The following is a 21,667-nucleotide window of genomic DNA, read 5'->3' on the forward strand; positions in this document are numbered from 1 at the left end:
ACGAACACAAAAAAGATGCGCTGCGCTGTACGGCGAGCGGCATCTTTTTTATTGCCCGTCTATTCTCGATGTTCAAAGGTTTTACAGGCGGTTTCCTCCATGTCAGCAGCATTTTTTCCATGAAGACCCATGACATAGATAGAGTCTGCGACACACTTGTCACCCTTTGCCCAGTACTTACAGTTTTCCACATCGCACAGAACTTCCAGTTTCATGTTAACTGCCTCCTTTAATTGGTTTTGTTCATCATTACCCCCTAAAGATCGCAGTTAATCATGATTCAGGAATATTCTGTTACACAAATTGGCTCATGTAGATGTCGTCTACATAGTGGCCGGGACGTAATTTAGCGTTCTTTTTCCGTCTGCCTTCTTCCTTAAAGCCAAATTTTTCGTACAGATGGAGAGCTCTTTTGTTATTGGAAAACACCTCCAGAGAAATCTTTTCGACGCGTTCGTCCTTTTTGGCCCACTCCAGAAGATGCTGCAGTAATGAGCTGCCGATGCCTTGTTCGGTGTAAGGCTCTTGGATGCTCATGCCAAACATTCCTTGATGGGAAAACTTCTTTCTCGTGGATAATTGAAAGTTCAAAAGGCCGATCACCTTTTCCTGAACTTCCGCCACAAGGAGCAATCCGTGCTGTTCATGAGAGGCGATCCACTCTTTCTCTTCTTCAAGAGTGGTCTTGAATTCTTCTGGACTGGTAGCAAGAAAGTCAGGGTACGATTTAATAACTTTTTTAGTATGGATGAGGATCTGTTCGGCATCTGCCTCTGTTGCTTTTCGGATCGTACAGCGGTTACTCAAAGTAATTCCTCCTATGTTCGATTGATATTTTTTAGTTACTCCATCAAGGTTCACCTTTCCTGCTTATATGGAAATGCCAGCGTGAAGGAATATAGAAAAAGATAGATTCAAAACAGCCGCCATTTGGGTAAATGTTCTTACAAAATAGTAATTTTTAGTAATTTGGTCCAATACCTTCATCGTAATACGTTTTTTACAATAAGGAAAGATAAACAGCAGAGGATGAGGTAACGTTGTTTGATAAGCAAAAAAACAGGCATCAGGCGGATATGCTCGACTGGTATTATGGCAAGGTGGATCAATTGATGCAAACACTGGACCAGCTGAGATGGGATCGAAACCGTGTGCTGACAAAGGCACAGACCTGGGAGAGCAGAAGCAAAGAGGTTTACCAGCAGATCATGAACGAAGCAGCCGTCACGCATTTTGGAGCGGCCAGTACAGGAGAACAGCTGAAGGATGCACTGAAAAGGGAAGCCCGACGTCTAAGAGAAGAAGCAGATGAATTTGAAAGGCAAGAAAAGCTGAAAGCATAGCATACAGAGGTGCCAGGCACCGCAATTACACAAGTGTGTAATCGTGGTGCCTGGCACCTATTAAATTACTCAATGTAGGGTATATCACTAGTAACTTGATTTGTTGCTGGGAGGAATAGTATGAAATGGAAGGGAAGAAGACAGAGCACGAATGTTGAGGACCGGAGAGGTATGGGAGGCAGAACACTCGTTGGAGGAGGAATAGGGGGCATTGTGGTCGTTCTGATCGTCATGCTGCTTGGCGGCAATCCTGGAGATCTCCTGAACAGTATGACGGACGACAGTTCAAATCAATCTGCCCCTTACGAGCAAACGGGTGAGGAAAAGGAGCTTGCTTCCTTTGTGTCTGTTGTCCTTGCTGACACTGAGGATGTCTGGACAAAGGAGTTTAAGAAAGAGGGGAAGGAATACAAAAAGCCGAAGCTTGTCCTATATAACGACAGTGTCCAGTCTGCATGCGGAACGGCGGGGTCATCAGTGGGGCCATTCTATTGTCCGGGTGACCAGAAGCTGTACATTGATTTAAGTTTCTATCAGGAGCTGCAAAATGAATTTAAGGCACCCGGTGATTTCGCGATGGCATATGTGATTGCCCATGAAGTAGGGCACCATGTGCAGAATCTGCTGGGAACGATGGATCAGAACTCGCGCCAGCACCTGAGCAAGAAACAAGCGAATGCTCAGTCGGTTCGGGTAGAGCTGCAGGCCGATTATTTTGCCGGAGTCTGGGCGCATCATGCCCAGGGAATGGATCTGCTTGAAAAAGGGGATCTTGAGGAGGCGGTCACTGCGGCAAGTGCTGTAGGTGACGATACGCTTCAAAAGAAGGCACAAGGGTATGCTGTGCCGGATAGCTTCACTCACGGTAGTTCCGAGCAAAGGATGCGTTGGTTCAAGAAAGGTTTCAATAACGGTGGCATTGAAGGCGGGGATACGTTTCACGCCAAAGATCTATAGCAAAATAGGTGCCAGGCACCGCAATTACACAAGTGTGTAAACGCGGTGCCTGGCACCCGGTATGCTAGATGATCATTTGTTTTTCTTCTTTTAATTGCAGGCTTTGCTGAACTTTTTTATTATTTTGGGTTTTCTTTACTCTTAGAAAATAAAGGAGATAACAGCCGATTAAAAATGGCAGTCCGCAATATAGAGCCATGCGCTGTTCAGCGTCAAATGCGAGGCTGATCACCACAATACTGTTAAGTGTTAGAGCAAGAAGCGGCAGGAAAGGGTAAAGAGGCGTTTTGAATTTCAAATCTTCTACCCGGCCACCTTCACGAATAAACTTTCTCCGGAAAAATAACTGTGAAGCCGAAATGGCAATCCAGCCGACAATGGCTCCTAAACCGGCAAGGGACAGCAGCCAGACATAGACCGTTTTCGCTGCTACAACACTGGATAAAAGAGAAAGGCAGGCAATCGCCAGTGTAAGCAGCAATGCATTCATAGGTATGCCTCTTTTATTTAATTTACTTAGGACGGGACTGGCCATACCCTCCTGAGAAAGTGAAAACAACATACGCGTTGCCGCATAGAGCCCCGAGTTTCCAACTGATAATAGTGCTGTCAAAATAACGAAATTCATAATATCTGCCGCATAGGGAATTCCAATGTTATCAAATACTACGACAAATGGACTTTCAATAACTCCTGCTTTTTGCCATGGAATAAGTCCAGCCAAGACTGTGACTGCAAGTACGAAAAAAACGAGCGTTCTCCATACTGTTTGCCGAATGGACCGAGGAATGGTTTTTTCGGGATTTTCACTTTCACCTGCCGCAATTCCGATTAACTCGGTACCTTGAAAAGAAAAGTTTACCGAAATCATGGTTACCATTAAAATGGCCAAACCGTTTGGAAACAGCCCATCATCGAAAAAGTGGGTAAACATGGGTGCAGAATGTCCGTTTTTCATATCAATAATACCAAACATGGCAGCTCCGCCAAGAACAATAAACAAGATAATGGCTAACACCTTAATGCTGGAAAACCAAAATTCAGCCTCCGCGAATGCTTTAGCTGATAAGGCATTCAAAACAAATAATAATCCGGCAAAGATGGCACACCACATCCAAACTGGAGAGTGAGGAAACCACCTTAGCATTAACTGTCCTGCCGATAAAAACTCAAGAGCTACTGTTACTGCCCATCCCAGCCAATAAAGCCAGCCAACCGCAAATCCAGTTGCTGGGCCGATAAATCGGGTGGTGTAGGTTTGGAAAGAACCTGAAACAGGCATGGCCACGGACAGTTCGCCTAAACATAGCATCGTTAAATACATAATAAAACCGCCAACCAAATAGGACAGAACTGCACCTGTTGGTCCAGCTTGATTGATCGTATAGCCTGTACTAAGAAAAAAACCCGTGCCTATCACTCCGCCCAGTGAAATCATAAACAAATGACGGGATTTCATCGTGCGCTTGAGTTCTTGCTGCTGATGATTTGATGTATTCATAACATCTCTCCTTTTTTATTGAATGAGCTTACAAATAAAGAAATAAAATATTTATTATTTTCTGTTAATTCAAATTGCAATTTTCATGCCAAATAGAATTTTCCTGAATATGACGGAAAAACAGGGGCATTCCAGTGTCAAAGTGCCAAAAAAATAGGCACTAGTGTTAAAAATTTTGCATCTTTCTGCAAAATTTTTAATCCGTAAATGAAAGAACCGAAAAGGGATATAAAATGGCCCTTTTCGGTTCAAAGCAGTGACATTAATCGCAACCGGTAATCAGAAAGTCATCTTCTATTTCAGCAAGAATCGTTTGAGGCGTTACAGTCTGTCCCGGCTTTGCGTCTAAAGAGGTGACATATCCGCTAATTCCAACGGATACTTCTTCGATCGTTCCGTCCGTTGTTTGAATGATAAAAAGTTTTTCCCATTCATAAACGAGTTGTTCAGGTTTAATAAGAATCTTTTCGATTTTTCCAAAAAATGGGCTGTAAACTTGTTCAATGACTTCAACCACTGCATTTCCCTCCTCGATTTTTACTGCTGTTCATTTGAATTTATACCCATCCACGGAAGTGTGAGGCCTCTGCCATCTTGCGAATACCCACCATATAAGCAGCCAATCTCATATCGACTTCGCGGGTTTGTGACGTTTCATAGATGTTTTCGAACGAATCCACCATAACTGTATTAAGTCTTGAAGCCACTTCTTCCTCTGTCCAATAATAGCCTTGATTGTTCTGTACCCATTCGAAATAGGAAACCGTTACCCCTCCAGCGCTGGCGAGTACGTCAGGAACAAGCAGAATGCCTCTGTCTGTAAGCATTCGCGTTGCTTCAAGAGTGGTAGGGCCATTGGCCGCTTCAACAATAATAGAAGCTTTGATTCGATGCGCATTTTCAACTGTAATCTGGTTTGAGATGGCAGCGGGGACAAGAATATCGCAATCCAATTCAAGCAGTTCTTGGTTGGTAATCGTTTCCGCAAATTGTTTCGTAACGGTGCCGAAGCTGTCACCCTGTTCCAATAAATAATCGATATCAAGGCCATCAGGGTCATAGAGGGCACCATAAGCATCGGAAATACCAACTACATTGGCCCCGGCATCATGCATAAATTTAGCCAGGAAGCTTCCGGCATTCCCGAAGCCTTGAACGACAACCTTCGCACCTTTTATGTTGATGCCTTTTTTCTTGGCCGCTTGACCAATACAAATGGTAACACCACGAGCTGTAGCCGTTTCGCGGCCATGAGAACCTCCAAGTACAAGCGGTTTGCCTGTGATAAAACCAGGAGAATCGAATTCTCTGATGCGGCTGTATTCATCCATCATCCATGCCATGATCTGTGAATTTGTAAACACATCAGGTGCTGGAATATCCTTTGTAGGACCAACCAGCTGGCTTATTGCGCGAACATATCCTCGGCTTAGCCGTTCTAATTCATTAAAGGACATCTCTCTGGGATCACAAATAATACCGCCTTTCCCGCCACCATAAGGAAGGTCGACAATGCCGCATTTTAAGCTCATCCACATGGATAATGCCTTGACTTCTTCTTCATTTACCTCTGGATGAAAGCGGACGCCGCCTTTGGTTGGTCCCACGGCGTCATTATGCTGGGAACGGTAGCCTGTAAACACTTTCACCTTCCCGTCATCCATCTGAACCGGAATGCGTACAGTAAGCATTCTTATTGGCTCTTTGAGAAGTTCATACATCACTTCAGAGTAGCCTAATTTGTCCAATGCCTTTTTAACGATGGTCTGCGTTGATTGAAAAAGGTTCAATCCCTCTTTTTCCTGTTTTGTTTCTTTTTTCTGCTTATTAAGAACGGTTGTGGCTGCCACGATTACACCCCATTTTTCATATTTAACACCTTGGTCAGTTCGTTCCGTAAAATCTATACGCTAAGATAAAATGTTTTTAATTTTTGTTAGGGCCCAATTCAGTTCATCTTGTGTAATGACAAGAGGAGGGGCAAACCGGATAACCGTTTCATGTGTTTCCTTGCATAATAATCCCTCAGCCTTTAATTTCTCACAATAAGGGCGGGCAGGCTTATGAAGTTCTACACCGATAAACAATCCTCTTCCTCGCACTTCCTTAATGAGGGGATTGTTGATTTCCTTTAATTTATCCATAAAGTAGTTTCCGAGTTCCAATGAACGTTCTGCAAGCTTCTCTTCTTCCAGCACCTCCAGTGCTGCAATGGAAACGGCACAAGCGAGAGGATTTCCTCCGAATGTTGAACCGTGTGAACCCGGATTAAAGACTTCTAAAATAGTTTTATTGGCGGCGACGCAGGAAATGGGAAATACTCCTCCGCCCAGTGCTTTCCCAAGGATGTACATGTCAGGTTCAACTTCATCCCAATCACAGGCAAATGTTTTACCGGAGCGTCCAAGGCCAGCCTGGATTTCATCCGCAATAAATAGAACGTTATGTTCCTCACACACTTTAGCCACCTGTTTCAAGAAACCTGCAGGAGGAATTAGAATACCCGCTTCTCCCTGAATAGGTTCGATTAAAAAGGCTGCCGTATTTGGTGTGATTGCTTCTTTTAACGCTTCAATATCGCCATAAGGGATCAGCTTGATGCCGGGAAGCATAGGGCCAAAACCGCGTTTATACTCCTGCTCTGAAGAAAGGGAAACGGCGGACATGGTCCGGCCATGAAAGTTTCCTTCACAGGCAATGATTTCTGCCTGGTTGCCGCCTACTCCTTTTACATCATAAGCCCAGCGGCGGGCAGCTTTAATGGCTGTTTCTACAGCTTCGGCACCCGTGTTCATTGGCAGAATCATATCTTTGTTCGTTAATTTTGCTACTTTTTCATAAAAAGGAGCAAGTTGATCATTATGAAAAGCACGGGAAGTTAAAGTGATCTTGTCAGCCTGGTCTTTAAGGGCTTGAATGATTTTGGGATGGCGATGTCCCTGGTTCACGGCTGAATAAGCACTTAACATATCCATGTAATTGCTTCCGTCAGGATCTTTTACCCACACACCTTCGGCCTCTGAAATAACAATAGGAAGCGGATGATAGTTGTTCGCTCCAAACTGTGATGTTTTATCAATGATCTCTTCTGTTTTTGTTTTCGTTTGATTCATTTTTAAATCTCCTCTCATTTATAAGATTTATAGAGTCTCTGAAGTTGTTTTTGCCTGCATGTGAAGGATCAAGTAGTCAGGTCCGCCTGCTTTGGAGTCTGTTCCTGACATGTTGAATCCGCCAAATGGCTGATAACCAACGATCGCACCTGTGCATCCACGGTTGAAGTAGAGGTTTCCAACGTGGAACTCCTGCTTGGCACGCTCTATGTGCTCACGGTTGTTGGTGACTAGCGCACCTGTTAAGCCATAGTCTGTGTTATTTGCTATTTCCATCATGTGATCGAAATCAGTTGCTTTACAGAATGCGACCACAGGACCGAAGATTTCTTCTTGCATTAAGCGTGCTTTTTCGTCGACATCGGCAATGATGGTCGGCTGGATGAAGTAGCCTTTGGAGTCATTTCCTTCTCCGCCTGTTGCCAATCGGCCTTCCGTTTTTCCGATTTCGATATAGCTCATGATTTTTTCGAACGCTTTTTGATCGATGACCGGTCCCATGTACGTATCCGCGCTTACGGGATTTCCGACGGTTAATTGTTTCGTAAGCACCACTGCTTTTTCAAGCACTTCATCATACACATCCTGATGGACAACGGCACGGGATCCAGCCGAACATTTTTGTCCGGAGAAGCCAAATGCAGAGTAAACGATGGAAGAAGCAGCTAAATCCGTATCCACGTCTTTATCGATCACCATCGTATCTTTTCCGCCCATTTCCGCGATGACACGCTTCAGCCAGATTTGGCCAGGGTGAACTTTCGCCGCGCGCTCATAAATATGGCAGCCCACTTCGCGAGAACCTGTGAAAGAAACAAAGCGAGTTTTCGGATGGTCCACCAAATAGTCGCCGACTTCTGCTCCGCTTCCCGGAATGTAGTTTAATACGCCGGCAGGAAGGCCTGCTTCTTCCATCACTTCTACGAATTTCGCAGCCACAACAGGCGTTGTATTGGACGGCTTAAGCAGAACAGTGTTGCCAGCGACAATCGCCGCAACCGTCGTACCAGCCATGATCGCTAACGGAAAGTTGAATGGAGAAATAATCACACCCACTCCAAGTGGAATATAGTTGAACTTGTTGATTTCACCTGCACGGCTGTTCACAGGCACGCCGTCTTTTAACTTGACCATTTGACGAGCATAAAACTCAAGAAAATCGATCGCTTCTGCAGTGTCCGCATCTGCTTCTTTCCATGGTTTCCCGGCTTCTTTTACGAGGTAAGCGGAGAATTCATGCCTGCGGCGGCGAATGATTGCTGCGGCACGGAACAAAATGTTAGCACGTGCTTCCGGCTCCCACTTTTTCCATGTTTCAAATGTAGAAACAGCGGCTTGCATCGCTTTCTCTGCTAAATCCTGATTGGCTTTGGAAACCGTACCAATCACTTCGTTTTTGTTCGAGGGATTGATGGATACGATCTTTTCCTCTGTAGTGATGCGGTCCCCGCCAATGATCAGGGGATATTCTTTATCCAGAGCAGTTTGAACAAGCATCAATGCTTCTTCAAACGCCTTCTTATTTTCTAAGTCTGTAAAATCTGTAAATGGTTCGTGTTTGTATGCGACTGTCATTGAAATCCCTCCAATTTTATTTTCATTTATTCATATTGCAAGTTTCGTGCCAAAGCTGGCTTTGCAGCAAATGAGCCTTATTAAGATAATAATCGCAGAAAAATTTTGCACTGTTATGTTTATTTTGCAGCCTGCATGCAAAAAATATTTGCATATAAGAGGATGATTCATATACACTTCATATAGAACAGCATGAGGGGGATTGTAAATGGCGGATCAAATTCATAATTTTAAGAACCTTAATCTGATTTTAAAAAGAATCATCGACGAAATAGACGTTGGTTTGCATGTGGTTGACGAAAAAGGAAATACGATCATCTACAACCAAAAAATGATGCAAATTGAATCCATGGATATCCATGATGTGCTTGATAAGAATTTATTGGATGTGTTTCGTTTTACGAAAGAGGGGGACAGTACACTCGTACTGGCATTACAAGAAGGAAAAGAAACAAGGAATGTGAAGCAAACGTATTTTAATAACAAAGGCAAAGAAATCACAACCATTAACAATACATTTCCTGTGATTAAAGATGGTGAAATTACCGGTGCGGTAGAGATTGCAAAAGATGTTACAAAGCTTGAACGGCTCATTCGCCAGAATATTAGCCGCAGGGGAAATGCCAGATATACTTTTGAAAGCATTATAGGGAGCAGCCCACCTTTATTAGAGGTCATCGAAAACGCAAAGCGAGCAACAAGAACATCTTCCTCCGTACTTATTGTAGGTGAAACCGGTACAGGTAAAGAGCTGTTTGCGCAGAGCATCCATAACGGAAGTATTCGTTCCGCCGCACCATTTATTTCGCAAAATTGCGCGGCTCTTCCTGATAACTTGATTGAAAGCCTGCTGTTTGGAACAAAAAAGGGTGCATTTACCGGTGCGACTGAGCATCCGGGATTGTTTGAGCAAGCAGAAGGAGGAACGTTGCTTTTAGATGAAATTAATTCTCTTAATCCGAATTTACAGGCAAAACTGTTAAGGGTATTGCAAGAGAAAACCATTCGACGCATCGGGGATACAAAGGACACTCCGATAAACGTAAGAATTATTGCTACAATCAACGAGGACCCAATAGATGCGATTGCCAATCAGCATTTAAGAAAAGATTTATTTTATCGCTTAGGAGTAGTCACACTCTTCATTCCTCCGCTCCGCGACCGGAAAGCAGATATCCCGCAGCTGGCGAAAAACTTTGTTGATAAGTATAATGAGTTATTTCAAATGAATGTAAGAGAGGTCGACGAACAAGTTATGGAATCCTTTCTTGCATATGAGTGGCCTGGAAATGTAAGAGAACTGGAGCATGTTATTGAGGGTGCGATGAATTTAATCATTAATGAGGATTCCATCAATTATTCTCATCTGCCGTTTCAATACCGAAATAAATCGAAGTTTAAAGAAGTGATTACATCTGACTCTGCAATTGAACAATTCATGCTGAATACAGCCCAACCGACAGTGCAGCTAAAGGAACAAATGGACATGATTGAAAAGTACTATATTCAAAAAGTATTAAAAACGAATAAATATAACATATCCGCCACTGCAAAACTTTTAGGCATTAGCAGGCAAAGTCTCCAATATCGGATGAAAAAATTTAATCTGCAGGGGAATGAAGGACAATAAAAAAGGGTGCCAGGCACCGCAATTACACAAGTGTGTAAACGCGGTGCCTGGCACCTTGCTTTGTTCTTTTTTACTTATGCGCCCCTTCGCTCGGGGTGCGCTTCTTCGGCCGGCTGGTTAAACAGGTAGTCCTTCACCGGGGTGCTGGAAGCTTGAGCTCTCTTCACAAAGAAGGGATTCAGCACAAGTACAGTCAGGAAGTTAGCTGCAATTCCCCAGAATCCTTCATAGATACCAAACGAGGTGCCGGTTGCGTAAACGGTAAATGTAACAGCCAGTCCTGCGAGCAATCCGATAATGGTCGCTTCTCTTGTTTGATTTTTCCAAAATAGACTGATGACGATCGCCGGAAAAATCTGCACCATGCCTGAAACACCTAAAAGCTGCAAGGAAACAAGAGCAGAAGGGAAGACGAGGCCGAACAGCAGAGCCAGTCCAATCACAACGAATACCATTCCGCGCGTAATCATCGTTAATCTGGAAGCTTTCACCTGCGGATTGATCAAGTCACGGTATATGTTATTGGCAAACAGGTTCGATGCACCAATCGCCATGATCGAGCAAGGGATGAGTGATGCCAGTGCGATCGTTGAATAGGCCAGTCCTTGAGCAACACCGCCGTAAGAGGTTTGGATCAGGCTCAATAAAGCAAAGCGCGGATCGGTCCCTTTTGGCAGGACGAGAAAAGCAATGAACCCAAGGAAAACCACGAGAATTAAAACGATATTGTATAACGGCAAAAACATCGCATTCTTGCGGAGGGCATCACCGCTTTTCGCCGTGAATACTCCGGTTGCTGCATGGGCCCACATGAAGAGTGCCAGCGAAGAAACGAGTGAAGCGGTAATGAACCAAGGGATTCCCTTCGGCCCGGAATTTGGAATGGTTAAGAGCTGCGGCGCTTCTTTTACGATCTGATCGACCATCGGGTTCCAGCCGCCAAAGTGGATGATCGGAAGAGATACCACCATAAACAGCATGATGGCCCACACCAAAACATCTTTAAGGATCGCTGTGTAGGTTGGACCTTTGATTCCACTGAAAAAGGTATAAAGAGCAACGAGCAGGAACGACGTAATGACAACGACCTTAACATTTATAAAACCGGTTCCGGCTACTTGAAGCGTATCCTGAATTCCGCTGAGCTGCAGACAGATGTAAGGAATGAGCATAAGCACACCGACAATGGCGATGAGCGCAGAAAGAAGCTTGCTGTCAAACCGTTCCCGCGCATAATCAGCCAGCGTGGTCAATTTATGATGATTTGCCACTTTCCAAAGCTTAGGAAGAAAAAAGTAAGAAATAAAGAAAGCGAGTACAGAATATGGAATCGCAAAGAAGGCAAGGCTTCCGGCAGAATAAGCTGTGCTTGTCAGCCCGAGAAACGTGTAGGCGGTGTACAGATCAGCTCCCACGAGGAACCAGACGAGCAATCCGCCAAAGCGCCTTCCGCCGACGGACCATTCTTCAACCGAACTTCGGACAGATTTATCCCTTCCGGCCAGGAAACCGATTAAAACGACAGTGAGAATAACAAAGATGGTAATGGACAGTGCTGTAAGATTTCCCTGCATTTTAATGCAAGCCTCCCTTTGATTTCTGAAGATGATAGATTCCAAATGTACATAAAGGGGTTAAAACGATCCATAGGAACAGCCAGAAATGGAGAAACGGAAGTCCCAAAATGACAGGTTCGATCCGATTTACAAACGGCAAAACTGCCAGCTGTGCGAGGAAAGGAAGGGAAATGATTAAGATCAGTAATATTTTCTTCATGATGCTGCGCTCCTTCTAGGTGATCTTTTAAATTGAATGTTCATTATCATAACAGCAATAGAACGTGCAAACAAGAGGAATTGAACAAATAGTTAAAATATTTAGTATAAATTGAAAATGATAAGGCTTTCATTGGGTTTTTAATGGAAAAGACTCCTCATGGCCTGGTGATGGCGGAATTAAAAAAACTCCTGCTCACTGCATGTAACCATACAGAAACCAGAAGTTCCTCGTGTTTATTTCTCGAAAACATATACTTTTCCATTCTCAATATGCCTGCCAAGCTTCGGTCCGGTGAACCCTCGTTTCAATAACTCTTTACGCATAAACATCATCAAGCCGCCATGGCCGACAATCAATATATCTTTCTCCGGCTCCTGAAAGATTTTATCGAACGTGTCACGGATCTGCTGAACGACTTCTTGTCTGCCGGGACTTTGAGAGGGGTGCTTCAGCAGCCATGCCAAACGTATAAAAAGGAGGTGGATCATCAGCGGCAGTTTCACTCTGGATCGAAAAAACGGTGAAAGCTTAATTTCCCTAAGGCTCTCCAAAAAGATGATCTCTCCGTCAAATGCACGGCGGGCGGTCTTCTCCGCCCTTGAAAGATCGCTGGAATAGCAGGTTTTCCAATCTACACCGCCTAAATCCGCTTCATTCTCCTCTATTTCAGACGCATCATATTCTTTTACCCACTCCATCAATTCATCAGATGAAAAAAACCCCTTTGGATACCCTCTCGTTACTTTAAAATGGCGCATCAATCCAACTTTTATCACACTCAACTCCCATTGCCCTAACCGGCTTAAGATTTTGTAAACATCCTCATCAGCAGCTCGACCCTTGGCATCTCATAGCCAGCTGATCCAGGGATGTTTAACGTCATCAATCCTGAAATGACAGTGAAATAACAGGAGATCAACTCGCCGATGTCGCCTTCTGCCAATTCTCCGATTTTCTGGCCTTCTTCAAACAGCGGTTTCAGCAGCTCAACATACATCTCCATCGTCGCGCCCTGAAGGAGCTGCTCAGCCTCCGCGGGCACTTCTTCAGAGGTTCTTGCCTGATGCATGAGCATAAAATAAAGCTGGCCCTCTTCGTCGAGAATCTCTTCGGTGAGCCTCGTTAATTTCTCAAGAGGGGAGCCTTTCATATGATGTACCTGCTCGGTGCCTGACACCGATTCTTGGATGGCCTGCTCGACAAGCGTTGTGAAGAGTTCATCCTTTGACTTGAAGTAACGGTACATGAGGCCCTGGCTGATGCCGGCCTCCCCGCTGATCATGCTCATTTTTGTCCCGATGATTCCCCGCCGCGCGAACACCTTTAGGGCGGCCGCCAGTATCTGTTCTCTTCGCTCATCACGAATCTGACGGAGCTGTTCTTCGTTTAATGGTGGCAAAATAGTTTCACTCCCACGTTCTCTTCTTACCAAAAGTATACCAATTTCAACCTCTAAGCTCTAATGAATGCAGCTGATCGGCTGAAAAACTTCTCCATGGAAGGACGGAAGGATGTCATCCAGGAGTTCCTCCAGTGGCTTTTTTTGTTCTGCGAGAAGTTCATTCAGCCATAAGCGTCCTTTTGGGCACGCTGATAAAACATCTGTCACGGTTTGGGGATTAAGGATGCATTGCGGAGAAACGGACAAGGTATTGACGGCCCAATATGTCCCATAAAGCTTCCAATCCTGCTCTTCGGTAGCGCGTTTGAGATAGAGATCCATGAATTTTTTTCCGAACTCCAATCCTTTTAGCGGCTGAGAACCTTCATACTCTACCCCTTTCCATTGCAGATCCGCGATGCAATTGAGCCACCAGGCAGGGGTAATTACATCCTGGATTTTTTGAAGAACGTTCTGTTCGAAATGAGGTTTCGGATCTGTTCGCTGTTCACGGAGCATTGAATGGAGGACCTCAGCTTCCATTGCGGAAACGGTCATGCCCTGGCCGAAAATAGGATCAAAGTTACAGAAGGCATCACCTATAACGATTAGTCCCTCAGGCCAACGTGCCATCTGTTCGAAATGCTGGCGGAACAGTGCCGGAACACGGTAGCTCCTTGGGTTGGCCAGCGGTTCAAGTTCACTGACGATCTCAGAGATGAGGGGACTCGGAAGCCGTGCGATTTCTTTTGCGTAAGCCTCAGGTTCGGCTGGGGGATGGATTCCGTCAGGACGATAAAGCAATGTTTCTGCCACATTGTTTTCGATAAATGAAAACACGCCATGGTATGTTCCTGTAGACGGATGGCCGGCGATCACAATCGCATCCCACTTTTCTGCGAGATGAAGTGAATGCGATGGAAGCTTATATCTCCGGGTGCTGTATCCGATGGCCGCTGTCATCCGATCAGGAGCAGGAACCCCGTATCCAAGCTCCTTCAGCCATTGTGGAAGCTTGGAGGAGCGCCCGCTCGTATCCACCACTAGATCAGCGCTGATTTCCCTTTCCTCATTCGATACGCGGTCTCTTCCAAGAATGCCCGTTATGGTTTGACGGTCTGGCGAGGATAACAAGTGAACAACATCATGCTTCTGCAGAAACTGTACATTAGGAATTTTCCTCACTCGCTGACGGATCACAAACTCAAGGACAGGCCTGCTGAACTTAATGTCATTCCGCGGATATTGGCCGACCATTGTGCCGTATTGATTCTGCTGATAAATGGTTTTATTTAGGGAGGAAGGCGCTCCATAAGCGACTAAATCCTTTTCATAATCCGGAAAAAAGCGGTCGATCACAGCTTTACCGCGGCCTGTGATCCGGTGTGGATGAAAGGCTTGCGGAGTGCCTGGCCGGAGCTCGGGTTTCTGTGAAAGAGCATCTTTTTCAACGATAATCACTTTACCGTAAAAATCAGACAGTACACGTGCGGCCAGTAAACCAGCGATACCTCCGCCGATAACCATTGCAGAATCCCATCTTAACGCCATTACTCAGTTCCGCCCTTCTAAAATAGTTTTTAGGTTGTTTAAATCCTGTTGGCCGGCAGCGACAACTTGGGAGAACTTCTCATCCGGCATGCCCGGCATCTGAAAACCGGTTAAGAGTACTTCACAGCCATCACCGTTTGGGATTACCCGCATCGCATCACAAATTTCAACACCAGGCGCAGGGATGGAATGATGATCAAGAACGCCGAGAGTATTTTTTTCAGCCACTCTTACCTCAGAGGTGCAGTAAGGGGTTTCCATCATCCAGGCATCACTATCCTCACACTTTTGGATGGACTGGCAGAAAGAGACCCATTGGGGAAAGTTCTCCATGTTGTAAGTAAACTCATAAACCTCATGTGCCGGGCGCTTGATCGAAACACTGATCGTTTGGGAGGAAAGGTAAACAGTCATATAAAAACTCCTTTCAAATTTTATGAATGAACGGTTCATTCATTTCTAAGATATGCGGTATATCGGCAGAAGTCAACCAATATTTAGAAAAAAACAGGATTTTTATTTTGCATATGTTCATGTACGGTGAAATTTTGGTAAGATAAAAGGGAGGAATATGATGAAACGGCGGTGGACCCTTTGGAACAAGATAAATTAAAGAAGGTCATTGAAGCGGCAAAGCTTTATTATTTGCTGGATTACAATCAAAACCAAATAGCTGCTGAATTAGGCATATCGAGACCGACCGTTTCAAGGCTGCTGCAGCAGGCCAAAAGCGAAGGGATCGTTCAAATCAAGATTATGGACCCCACGAATGGCATCGAGCAGCTGGCGAGTCAGCTTGAAGAAAAATTCCATTTAAAAAAAGCGCTCGTTGCGTCCATTCCACAATATGAAAGCAATTGCATAAAAAAAGGCCTCGGCGAGAAAGCTGCGGAGTACCTATATGAAATTGTTAAGGATGGAGATATGATCGGGGTTACATGGGGAACCACTTTATATAATGTGGCGTGCCAGCTGAAGCAAAAGCTTGTAAAGGACGTTAAGGTTGTCCAGCTGAAAGGCGGCATCAGCCATTCCGAAACCAACACGTACCATTCGGAAATCCTGGATTTATTCGGGAAAGCATTCAATACGGTACCGATTCACCTTCCGCTTCCGGCGATTGTTGATCACATTGTCGTTAAGCAGGCGATGGAAGCCGACCGCCATATTAAACGGATACTGGACATGGGAAAAAACGCGAATATCGCACTTTTTACGATAGGTCCTGTAAAATCGGAATCCCTGTTATTCCAGCTCGGATATTTTTCCGAGGAAGACCTGAAGCATATCCATGCAAAAGCTGCAGGCGATATCTGTTCCCGTTTTATTGATGAAAAAGGGCAAATTCTAAATGCGAGCCTTAATGAAAGAACGCTTGGAATCGATCTAAATGATCTGAAGAAAAAGGAGCATTCCATCCTGGCAGCAGGAGGGCAGCTAAAGATCGATGGCATTTATGGGGCGCTAAAAGGCGGATACGCGAATGTGCTTGTGACCGACCAGTTTACGGCACGGTTTTTGTTGGATAAAGAAGATTAGAAAGTTAAAAGTCCCCATCCAGGGGCTTTTTTTGATGGAAAAAAATACTTTTACATTTGTTCATTTAATTATTTACAATTGTTCAGTAGCTTGGTATAGTGTTCATGCAACCGAAAAACAAACGTATGACTGAAAGCGTTTTATTACTTTTTCACTAGAAAGGAACGACCTGTATGTCAAATATTAAATTGGTTCAAATGATCGACCATACATTATTAAAAGCGGATGCAACCCTGGAACAAATTCAAGTACTTGCTGAGGAAGCAAAAGAGCACAAGTTTGCTTCTGTATGCGTGAATCCAACTTGGGTGAAGGCAGCTGCTGACATCTTGAAGGATACACCAGAAGTTAAAGTTTGTACGGTCATCGGATTTCCTCTTGGAGCATCGACTGCAGAAGTGAAAGCTTTCGAAACGAAGGATGCAATCGAAAACGGAGCAGACGAAGTAGACATGGTCATCAACATCGGGGCACTAAAAAGCAAGCAATTTGATGTTGTAGAAAACGACATCAAGGCGGTTGTTGAAGCAGCAAAAGGAAAAGCACTTACAAAAGTAATCATCGAAACCTCTTTGCTTACTGACGAAGAAAAAGTGATCGTGTGTGAGCTGTCTGTCAAAGCGGGTGCGGATTATGTTAAAACTTCCACAGGATTTTCAACAGGCGGAGCCACTCCTGAAGATGTAGCACTAATGAGAAAAACAGTCGGACCTGATGTAGGTGTTAAAGCATCCGGCGGTGTACGCAGCCTTGAAGATGCAGAGAACGTTGTAAAAGCAGGTGCCTCTCGTATCGGCGCTAGCTCGGGTGTTGCTATCGCAAAAGGTCAGACGTCTAATAGCTCTTACTAATAACCAAAAAACCACTTGAATGGAGATTGAACGATGGAAACAAAAAGATTAGTTGAAAAAGCAATCGAAGCCCGTCAAAAGGCATATGTTCCTTATTCCAAATTCCAAGTTGGTGCAGCATTGCTGACCGAGAACGATTCATTGTTTCTCGGCTGTAATATTGAAAACGCTTCTTTTGGTATGACGAACTGTGCCGAAAGAACCGCTATTTTTAAAGCGGTTTCAGAGGGCGAGCACACCATCAAAGCAATCGCGGTCGTCGGTGACACAGCAGGTCCGATCTCTCCGTGCGGCGCATGCCGTCAAGTGATTGCGGAATTTTGCAGCACAGATACCAAAATTATTTTGGCCAACTTAAAAGGCGACATCAAAGAAACAACCATCAGTGAACTGCTGCCTGGATTCTTTTCTTCAAAGGATTTAGTCTAATTAAGTTCTCACACAACGATGTGAAATAACAACTAGGAGAAATTATTATGACATATATCATTGCGATTTTAGGACTTGTTGTTGTGCTTGGATTAGCACTTCTTGCAAGCAATAACCGTAAACAAGTAAATTATAAGCCGATCGCCTTTATGATCGTCTTACAGCTTGTATTGGCTTATATTCTTTTAAACACCAAGTTTGGATTGGTGGTCATTAAAGGATTTGCAGGTGTATTCGAAAAGCTGCTTGAATATGCGGCTGCAGGTGTTAACTTTGTGTTTGGCGGAATTGCGAATGACGGACAAATGCCGTTCTTCTTGAATGTTCTGCTTCCGATCGTCTTTATCTCTGTATTGATCGGTATTTTCCAATATATTAAAGTTCTTCCGCTCATCATGAAAGGAATTGGATTCCTGCTCAGCAAAGTAAACGGCATGGGCAAACTGGAATCTTATAATGCGATTGCTTCTGCTATGGTAGGACAATCAGAAGTATTTATCACGGTTAAAAAACAGCTGGGACGCATACCGGAGCACCGCTTGTATACATTGTGTGCTTCTGCGATGTCAACGGTTTCCATGTCCATCGTCGGTGCTTACATGACGATGATCGAACCAAAATATGTGGTAACTGCACTCGTTCTTAACCTGTTCGGCGGTTTCATTATCGCATCCATCATCAACCCTTATAAAGTGGATGACAACGAAGATATTCTTGAAGTTCAACAAGAAGAGAAACAGTCATTCTTCGAGATGCTCGGCGAATATATTATGGACGGATTTAAAGTTGCGATCATTGTTGGTGCGATGCTCGTTGGATTCGTAGCATTGATGGCTGCGATCGACAGTGTGTTCGACTTGATATTCGGCGTAACCTTCCAGCATGTGCTCGGCTATATCTTTGCACCGGTAGCTTTCATCATGGGTGTTCCTTGGGCTGAAGCGGTATCTGCTGGCGGAATTATGGCCACAAAGCTAGTAACAAATGAATTCGTAGCCATGATTCAGCTTGGCAAGGTGAAGGAAGCAATGAGCCCGCGTACGCTGGGGATCATCTCAGTTTTCCTTGTGTCCTTTGCAAACTTCTCATCCATCGGTATCATTGCCGGAGCGGTGAAGGGATTGAGCGAGAAACAAGGAAACGTGGTTGCACGCTTCGGATTGAAGCTTCTTTACGGTGCGACACTTGTCAGCGTACTTTCAGCAATCATCGTAAGCTTCATCCTGTAATTCAAAACGAAACATAAAGAGGGCATATCCCTTTCTGCCGCAGCGGAGGGGATTTGCTTTTTCTTTTTTACGAATAAAAGTGAGGTGAATTTGCCTGTGAGGTTTTATTCTCACAGCAAACGTTATGGGTGACGTCGGTTTATTTCTTTCAGGAGCGGCCCTGTTCTTAAACAGCTTCATGCTTTTCGGCAAAGCAGATGGCAGGAGTGTCGGATATTTTAACTTGTTTGTCGGAGTGCTTCAGGTGGTCATTCCGTTTTACCTGATCGTAATCTCGGATCAGCAGCACTGGACGATTTTTAACCTGGCTTCGATTTTTTTGTTCGGGCTGACGTATTTATTTGTTGGAGTAACGAACGTAAATGGCCTTCACGGCAGCGGGCTCGGCTACTATTCACTGTGGGTTTCGATCATTGCAGTACTGTATGCAGTCGTGTCCTTTCTGAAGTTTCATGATACAGTCGGCAGCTTAACATGGGCGGCATGGGCTTATTTATGGTTCCTGTTCTTCCTGTCTGGCGCATTAAATAAAAAGATTGATGTGTATATCGGGAAGGTGGCATTCGTACAGTCATGGGTGACGCTTACGTTCCCTGCTCTGCTTTCATTAGCAGGAGTTTGGAAAACGCAGGCTGTTTCTCTGACATGGACATATGTGCTGATCGCATCATTCGTGTACTTTATTATTTGTACCATTCAGCTGGTGCATTCTTCACAGAAAAAAGAAGAACGCTTAGAAGTACAGGCGGTTTCATAATTGCAAAGAAATTCTCTCGAAGGAACGGGAGGATTTCTTTTTTCGTCGGCGTAATCATCCATCAACGAATAAGAGAATGGAGGCGGTTAGATGGCAAAAGAAGAGCTGCCGGCCGTGTGGTTTGAAAATCAGCAAGCATTGGAATCCAAGCTATGCTGAAGCACTTGAAAGCGGATTGTGCTACGGGTGGATTGACAGCCAGAAGGAAAAGTATGATGATCAAACATGGCTGCAGCGAATTTACCCCGAGAGGGCCGAGAAGCATATGGCCAAAGGCAAGGAAAAAGCGGAGGAACTTATTAAAGCAGGGAGGATGAAGCCTGCTGGACTCCGTATGGCCTTCATAAAAAATGAAAGAGGAAAATGATGCGAATCAACAAATACATCAGTCAAACCGGCGCCATTTCAAGAAGGGAAACGGACAGGCTTCTTAAAGCGGGAAGGATTACCGTCAATGGCGTGAGATGCGAAATTGGCCAGCTGGTGGATCCGGACGATCAAGTACTTATTGATGGGAAACCGATCGAAAATAAGGTAAACTCGGTATACATTGCATTAAATAAGCCGGCTGGCATCACATGTACGGCCGCTCCGCATATTAAAGGAAACATCATAGAATGGGTGAGTTATCCTGATCGTATTTTTCCGGTTGGCCGTTTGGATAAAGCTTCCGAGGGACTGATCCTGCTCACGAATGACGGAGAATTGGCGAATGCCATCTCTCATTCTGATCATGGCCATGAAAAGGAATACTTAGTAACACTTAATAAGGCTTTTAGCGATGAGTTTGTCGCTCATATGGCACGCGGCGTTCAAATTCCAGAAGCCGTCACGAAGCCTTGTTTTATAGAAAGAATAAGCGAGGATGAGTTCAGAATCATTCTCACACAGGGATTGAACCGCCAGATACGCAGAATGTGCCGGGCTTTTGGCTATACGGTTACGAGGCTCGAGCGAATCCGGGTTATGAACATCGAGCTTGGTGAACTGCCTAGAGGCGAATGGCGTAAATTAACGGCTATTGAGGTCGAAGAGCTGGGAGGGCGGCTCGGAATATAGGAAAGCAGAGGGAGGGAAACAACATGAAGGCACAGCTGAAGGATATCGTCTCAAAGAGCATATTGACCCCAGGTGTGGGACAGCTGGATGACTTTTCGCATTCGCTGAATCCGTATGCCGGCTGTACCTTCGCTTGTTCCTACTGTTATGTTAGGCAGCTGCCGATTTCTCTATATCGTGAAGAAGAGTGGGGTACTTGGGTCGATATTAAGACCAACGCAGCCGAACTGTTGAGGCAGGACCTTTTAAAGGCTAGAAAAAAGGGCCCTGTAACGATCTTTATGGCGTCTTCCACTGACCCTTATCAGCCGCTTGAGCACGAAACGAAGCTGACGCGAAGCTTGCTCGAGGTTATGCTGGACGTGCCGCCGGATTTTCTCCATGTTCAAACGCGCTCACCGTTAGTGAAGCGTGATATCGACTTATTAAAAAAATTTGGCGATAAAGTGCGGGTATCGATGACAATCGAGACTGACAAGGAAGATATCCGAAAAGCGTTCGCCCCAACTGCTCCGCCTATTCCGGCGCGTATGAAAGCATTAAAGGCGATCAGGGAAGCGGGCATTACTACCCAGGCCAGTATATCACCGCTTTTGCCTTGTTCGAGGGAATTTCCGCAAAGGCTGCGCCCGATTGCCGACCGGGTAACGATCGATGATTTTTGGCTTGGGGACGGAAGCGGCGGCAAGCGCACCGAACGCCTTGGCATCTACGAAATTTATAAACAGACCGGTATGGAAAAATGGTACAATCCAACAGCCCATAAAGTCGTTTTGAACATGATGCGAGAACAGATCGGTGACGAAGTCGAAGTGATGCTCTCAAAGGACGGCTTTACACCAGTCGATCAAGCGCGAAAACCGGCTATCGGAGAGAATTTAACATTTTTTTAAATGGGTATTTTGGCTGCCGGACCTTTATATAGCGAATATGACAGGAAAAAGCACAGCAGAGTATACTGCACCCCAAAAGT

General features: G+C 44.8%; 24 protein-coding genes. 11 read left to right on the forward strand and 13 right to left on the reverse strand.

The genetic code is table 11. The annotated features are described in order from the left end of the window. Positions 1 to 59 precede the first annotated feature (59 nt). Positions 60 to 215, reverse strand: a complete 156-nt coding sequence (locus ABHN01_RS19400) for a DUF1540 domain-containing protein (protein WP_290401151.1) — start codon at positions 213 to 215, stop codon at positions 60 to 62. Between the two features lie 79 nt (positions 216 to 294). Then, positions 295 to 807 (reverse strand): N-acetyltransferase family protein, encoded by a 513-nt coding sequence (locus ABHN01_RS19405; protein ID WP_429876880.1) that lies wholly within the window; start codon positions 805 to 807, stop codon positions 295 to 297. Between the two features lie 233 nt (positions 808 to 1,040). On the opposite strand from ABHN01_RS19405, the gene ABHN01_RS19410 reads away from it, so the two are divergent. Together ABHN01_RS19410 and ypfJ are read left to right on the forward strand one after the other, a co-directional pair. Further along, positions 1,041 to 1,343, forward strand: a complete 303-nt coding sequence (locus ABHN01_RS19410) for a hypothetical protein (RefSeq protein WP_429876881.1) — start codon at positions 1,041 to 1,043, stop codon at positions 1,341 to 1,343. A gap of 120 nt (positions 1,344 to 1,463) precedes the next feature. Then, a complete protein-coding gene (gene ypfJ / locus ABHN01_RS19415; protein ID WP_429876882.1) occupies positions 1,464 to 2,300 on the forward strand; it encodes a KPN_02809 family neutral zinc metallopeptidase in 837 nt (278 codons plus the stop codon). A 64-nt stretch (positions 2,301 to 2,364) separates the two neighbouring features. Here ypfJ and ABHN01_RS19420 read toward each other — a convergent pair whose 3' ends face one another. The 5 genes from ABHN01_RS19420 to pruA form a co-directional block, all read right to left on the reverse strand. Further along, positions 2,365 to 3,801 (reverse strand): amino acid permease, encoded by a 1,437-nt coding sequence (locus ABHN01_RS19420; protein WP_429876883.1) that lies wholly within the window; start codon positions 3,799 to 3,801, stop codon positions 2,365 to 2,367. A gap of 262 nt (positions 3,802 to 4,063) precedes the next feature. Further along, on the reverse strand, positions 4,064 to 4,318 hold the full coding sequence (locus tag ABHN01_RS19425) for a hypothetical protein (RefSeq protein WP_290401156.1): 255 nt from the start codon (positions 4,316 to 4,318) through the stop codon (positions 4,064 to 4,066). 40 nt (positions 4,319 to 4,358) lie between these two features. Then, entirely contained in the window at positions 4,359 to 5,591 is a 1,233-nt protein-coding gene (locus ABHN01_RS19430; protein ID WP_429876901.1) for a Glu/Leu/Phe/Val family dehydrogenase, read from the reverse strand. Between the two features lie 120 nt (positions 5,592 to 5,711). After that, complete coding sequence (locus ABHN01_RS19435) at positions 5,712 to 6,914, reverse strand: ornithine--oxo-acid transaminase (RefSeq protein ID WP_429876884.1); 1,203 nt, start codon at positions 6,912 to 6,914, stop codon at positions 5,712 to 5,714. Positions 6,915 to 6,941: 27 nt separating this feature from the next. Next, positions 6,942 to 8,489, reverse strand: a complete 1,548-nt coding sequence (pruA, locus tag ABHN01_RS19440; protein WP_429876885.1) for an L-glutamate gamma-semialdehyde dehydrogenase — start codon at positions 8,487 to 8,489, stop codon at positions 6,942 to 6,944. A 208-nt stretch (positions 8,490 to 8,697) separates the two neighbouring features. On the opposite strand from pruA, the gene ABHN01_RS19445 reads away from it, so the two are divergent. Next, positions 8,698 to 10,119 (forward strand): sigma-54 interaction domain-containing protein, encoded by a 1,422-nt coding sequence (locus ABHN01_RS19445; RefSeq protein WP_429876886.1) that lies wholly within the window; start codon positions 8,698 to 8,700, stop codon positions 10,117 to 10,119. Positions 10,120 to 10,193: 74 nt separating this feature from the next. On the opposite strand, the gene ABHN01_RS19450 is transcribed toward ABHN01_RS19445, so the two are convergent. From ABHN01_RS19450 to ABHN01_RS19475, 6 genes are all read right to left on the reverse strand, one after another. After that, the gene (locus ABHN01_RS19450) at positions 10,194 to 11,693 is read right to left on the reverse strand and encodes a sodium:solute symporter family protein (protein WP_429876887.1); all 1,500 of its coding nucleotides are present in this window, start codon (positions 11,691 to 11,693) and stop codon (positions 10,194 to 10,196) included. A gap of 1 nt (position 11,694) precedes the next feature. Beyond that, positions 11,695 to 11,895, reverse strand: a complete 201-nt coding sequence (locus tag ABHN01_RS19455; RefSeq protein WP_425589605.1) for a DUF3311 domain-containing protein — start codon at positions 11,893 to 11,895, stop codon at positions 11,695 to 11,697. 236 nt (positions 11,896 to 12,131) lie between these two features. Further along, positions 12,132 to 12,674 (reverse strand): histidine phosphatase family protein, encoded by a 543-nt coding sequence (locus tag ABHN01_RS19460; RefSeq protein ID WP_429876888.1) that lies wholly within the window; start codon positions 12,672 to 12,674, stop codon positions 12,132 to 12,134. Positions 12,675 to 12,700: 26 nt separating this feature from the next. Continuing rightward, complete coding sequence (locus ABHN01_RS19465; protein ID WP_429876889.1) at positions 12,701 to 13,297, reverse strand: TetR/AcrR family transcriptional regulator; 597 nt, start codon at positions 13,295 to 13,297, stop codon at positions 12,701 to 12,703. 60 nt (positions 13,298 to 13,357) lie between these two features. Further along, positions 13,358 to 14,830 (reverse strand): FAD-dependent oxidoreductase, encoded by a 1,473-nt coding sequence (locus ABHN01_RS19470; RefSeq protein ID WP_429876890.1) that lies wholly within the window; start codon positions 14,828 to 14,830, stop codon positions 13,358 to 13,360. Between the two features lie 3 nt (positions 14,831 to 14,833). Continuing rightward, entirely contained in the window at positions 14,834 to 15,244 is a 411-nt protein-coding gene (locus tag ABHN01_RS19475; RefSeq protein WP_429876891.1) for an SRPBCC family protein, read from the reverse strand. A 180-nt stretch (positions 15,245 to 15,424) separates the two neighbouring features. On the opposite strand from ABHN01_RS19475, the gene ABHN01_RS19480 reads away from it, so the two are divergent. The 8 genes from ABHN01_RS19480 to ABHN01_RS19515 all read left to right on the forward strand — a co-directional run bounded on the left by ABHN01_RS19480 (position 15,425) and on the right by ABHN01_RS19515 (position 21,587). Next, positions 15,425 to 16,369 carry a sugar-binding transcriptional regulator gene (locus ABHN01_RS19480; RefSeq protein ID WP_429876892.1) on the forward strand — a complete coding sequence of 315 codons (945 nt, stop codon included), beginning with the start codon at positions 15,425 to 15,427 and terminating at the stop codon, positions 16,367 to 16,369. A gap of 173 nt (positions 16,370 to 16,542) precedes the next feature. Then, positions 16,543 to 17,220, forward strand: coding sequence for a deoxyribose-phosphate aldolase (gene deoC / locus ABHN01_RS19485; protein ID WP_429876893.1), 678 nt, complete (start codon positions 16,543 to 16,545; stop codon positions 17,218 to 17,220). Positions 17,221 to 17,253: 33 nt separating this feature from the next. Beyond that, entirely contained in the window at positions 17,254 to 17,649 is a 396-nt protein-coding gene (locus ABHN01_RS19490; RefSeq protein WP_429876894.1) for a cytidine deaminase, read from the forward strand. A gap of 47 nt (positions 17,650 to 17,696) precedes the next feature. Beyond that, positions 17,697 to 18,878, forward strand: a complete 1,182-nt coding sequence (locus ABHN01_RS19495) for a NupC/NupG family nucleoside CNT transporter (protein WP_429876895.1) — start codon at positions 17,697 to 17,699, stop codon at positions 18,876 to 18,878. A 124-nt stretch (positions 18,879 to 19,002) separates the two neighbouring features. Continuing rightward, entirely contained in the window at positions 19,003 to 19,635 is a 633-nt protein-coding gene (locus ABHN01_RS19500) for an AmiS/UreI family transporter (RefSeq protein WP_429876896.1), read from the forward strand. A gap of 76 nt (positions 19,636 to 19,711) precedes the next feature. After that, positions 19,712 to 20,002, forward strand: a complete 291-nt coding sequence (locus ABHN01_RS19505) for a YdeI/OmpD-associated family protein (protein ID WP_429876897.1) — start codon at positions 19,712 to 19,714, stop codon at positions 20,000 to 20,002. Next, complete coding sequence (locus ABHN01_RS19510) at positions 20,002 to 20,694, forward strand: pseudouridine synthase (RefSeq protein WP_429876898.1); 693 nt, start codon at positions 20,002 to 20,004, stop codon at positions 20,692 to 20,694. The genes ABHN01_RS19505 and ABHN01_RS19510 overlap by 1 nt, the downstream gene beginning before the upstream one ends. A 23-nt stretch (positions 20,695 to 20,717) precedes the next feature. Continuing rightward, positions 20,718 to 21,587 (forward strand): SPL family radical SAM protein, encoded by an 870-nt coding sequence (locus tag ABHN01_RS19515; RefSeq protein WP_429876899.1) that lies wholly within the window; start codon positions 20,718 to 20,720, stop codon positions 21,585 to 21,587. Positions 21,588 to 21,667 lie beyond the last annotated feature (80 nt).

The organism is Fictibacillus sp. NRS-1165 (assembly GCF_050468105.1).
GTDB classification, from domain to species: Bacteria; Bacillota; Bacilli; order Bacillales; family Fictibacillaceae; genus Fictibacillus_C; species Fictibacillus_C terrinigri.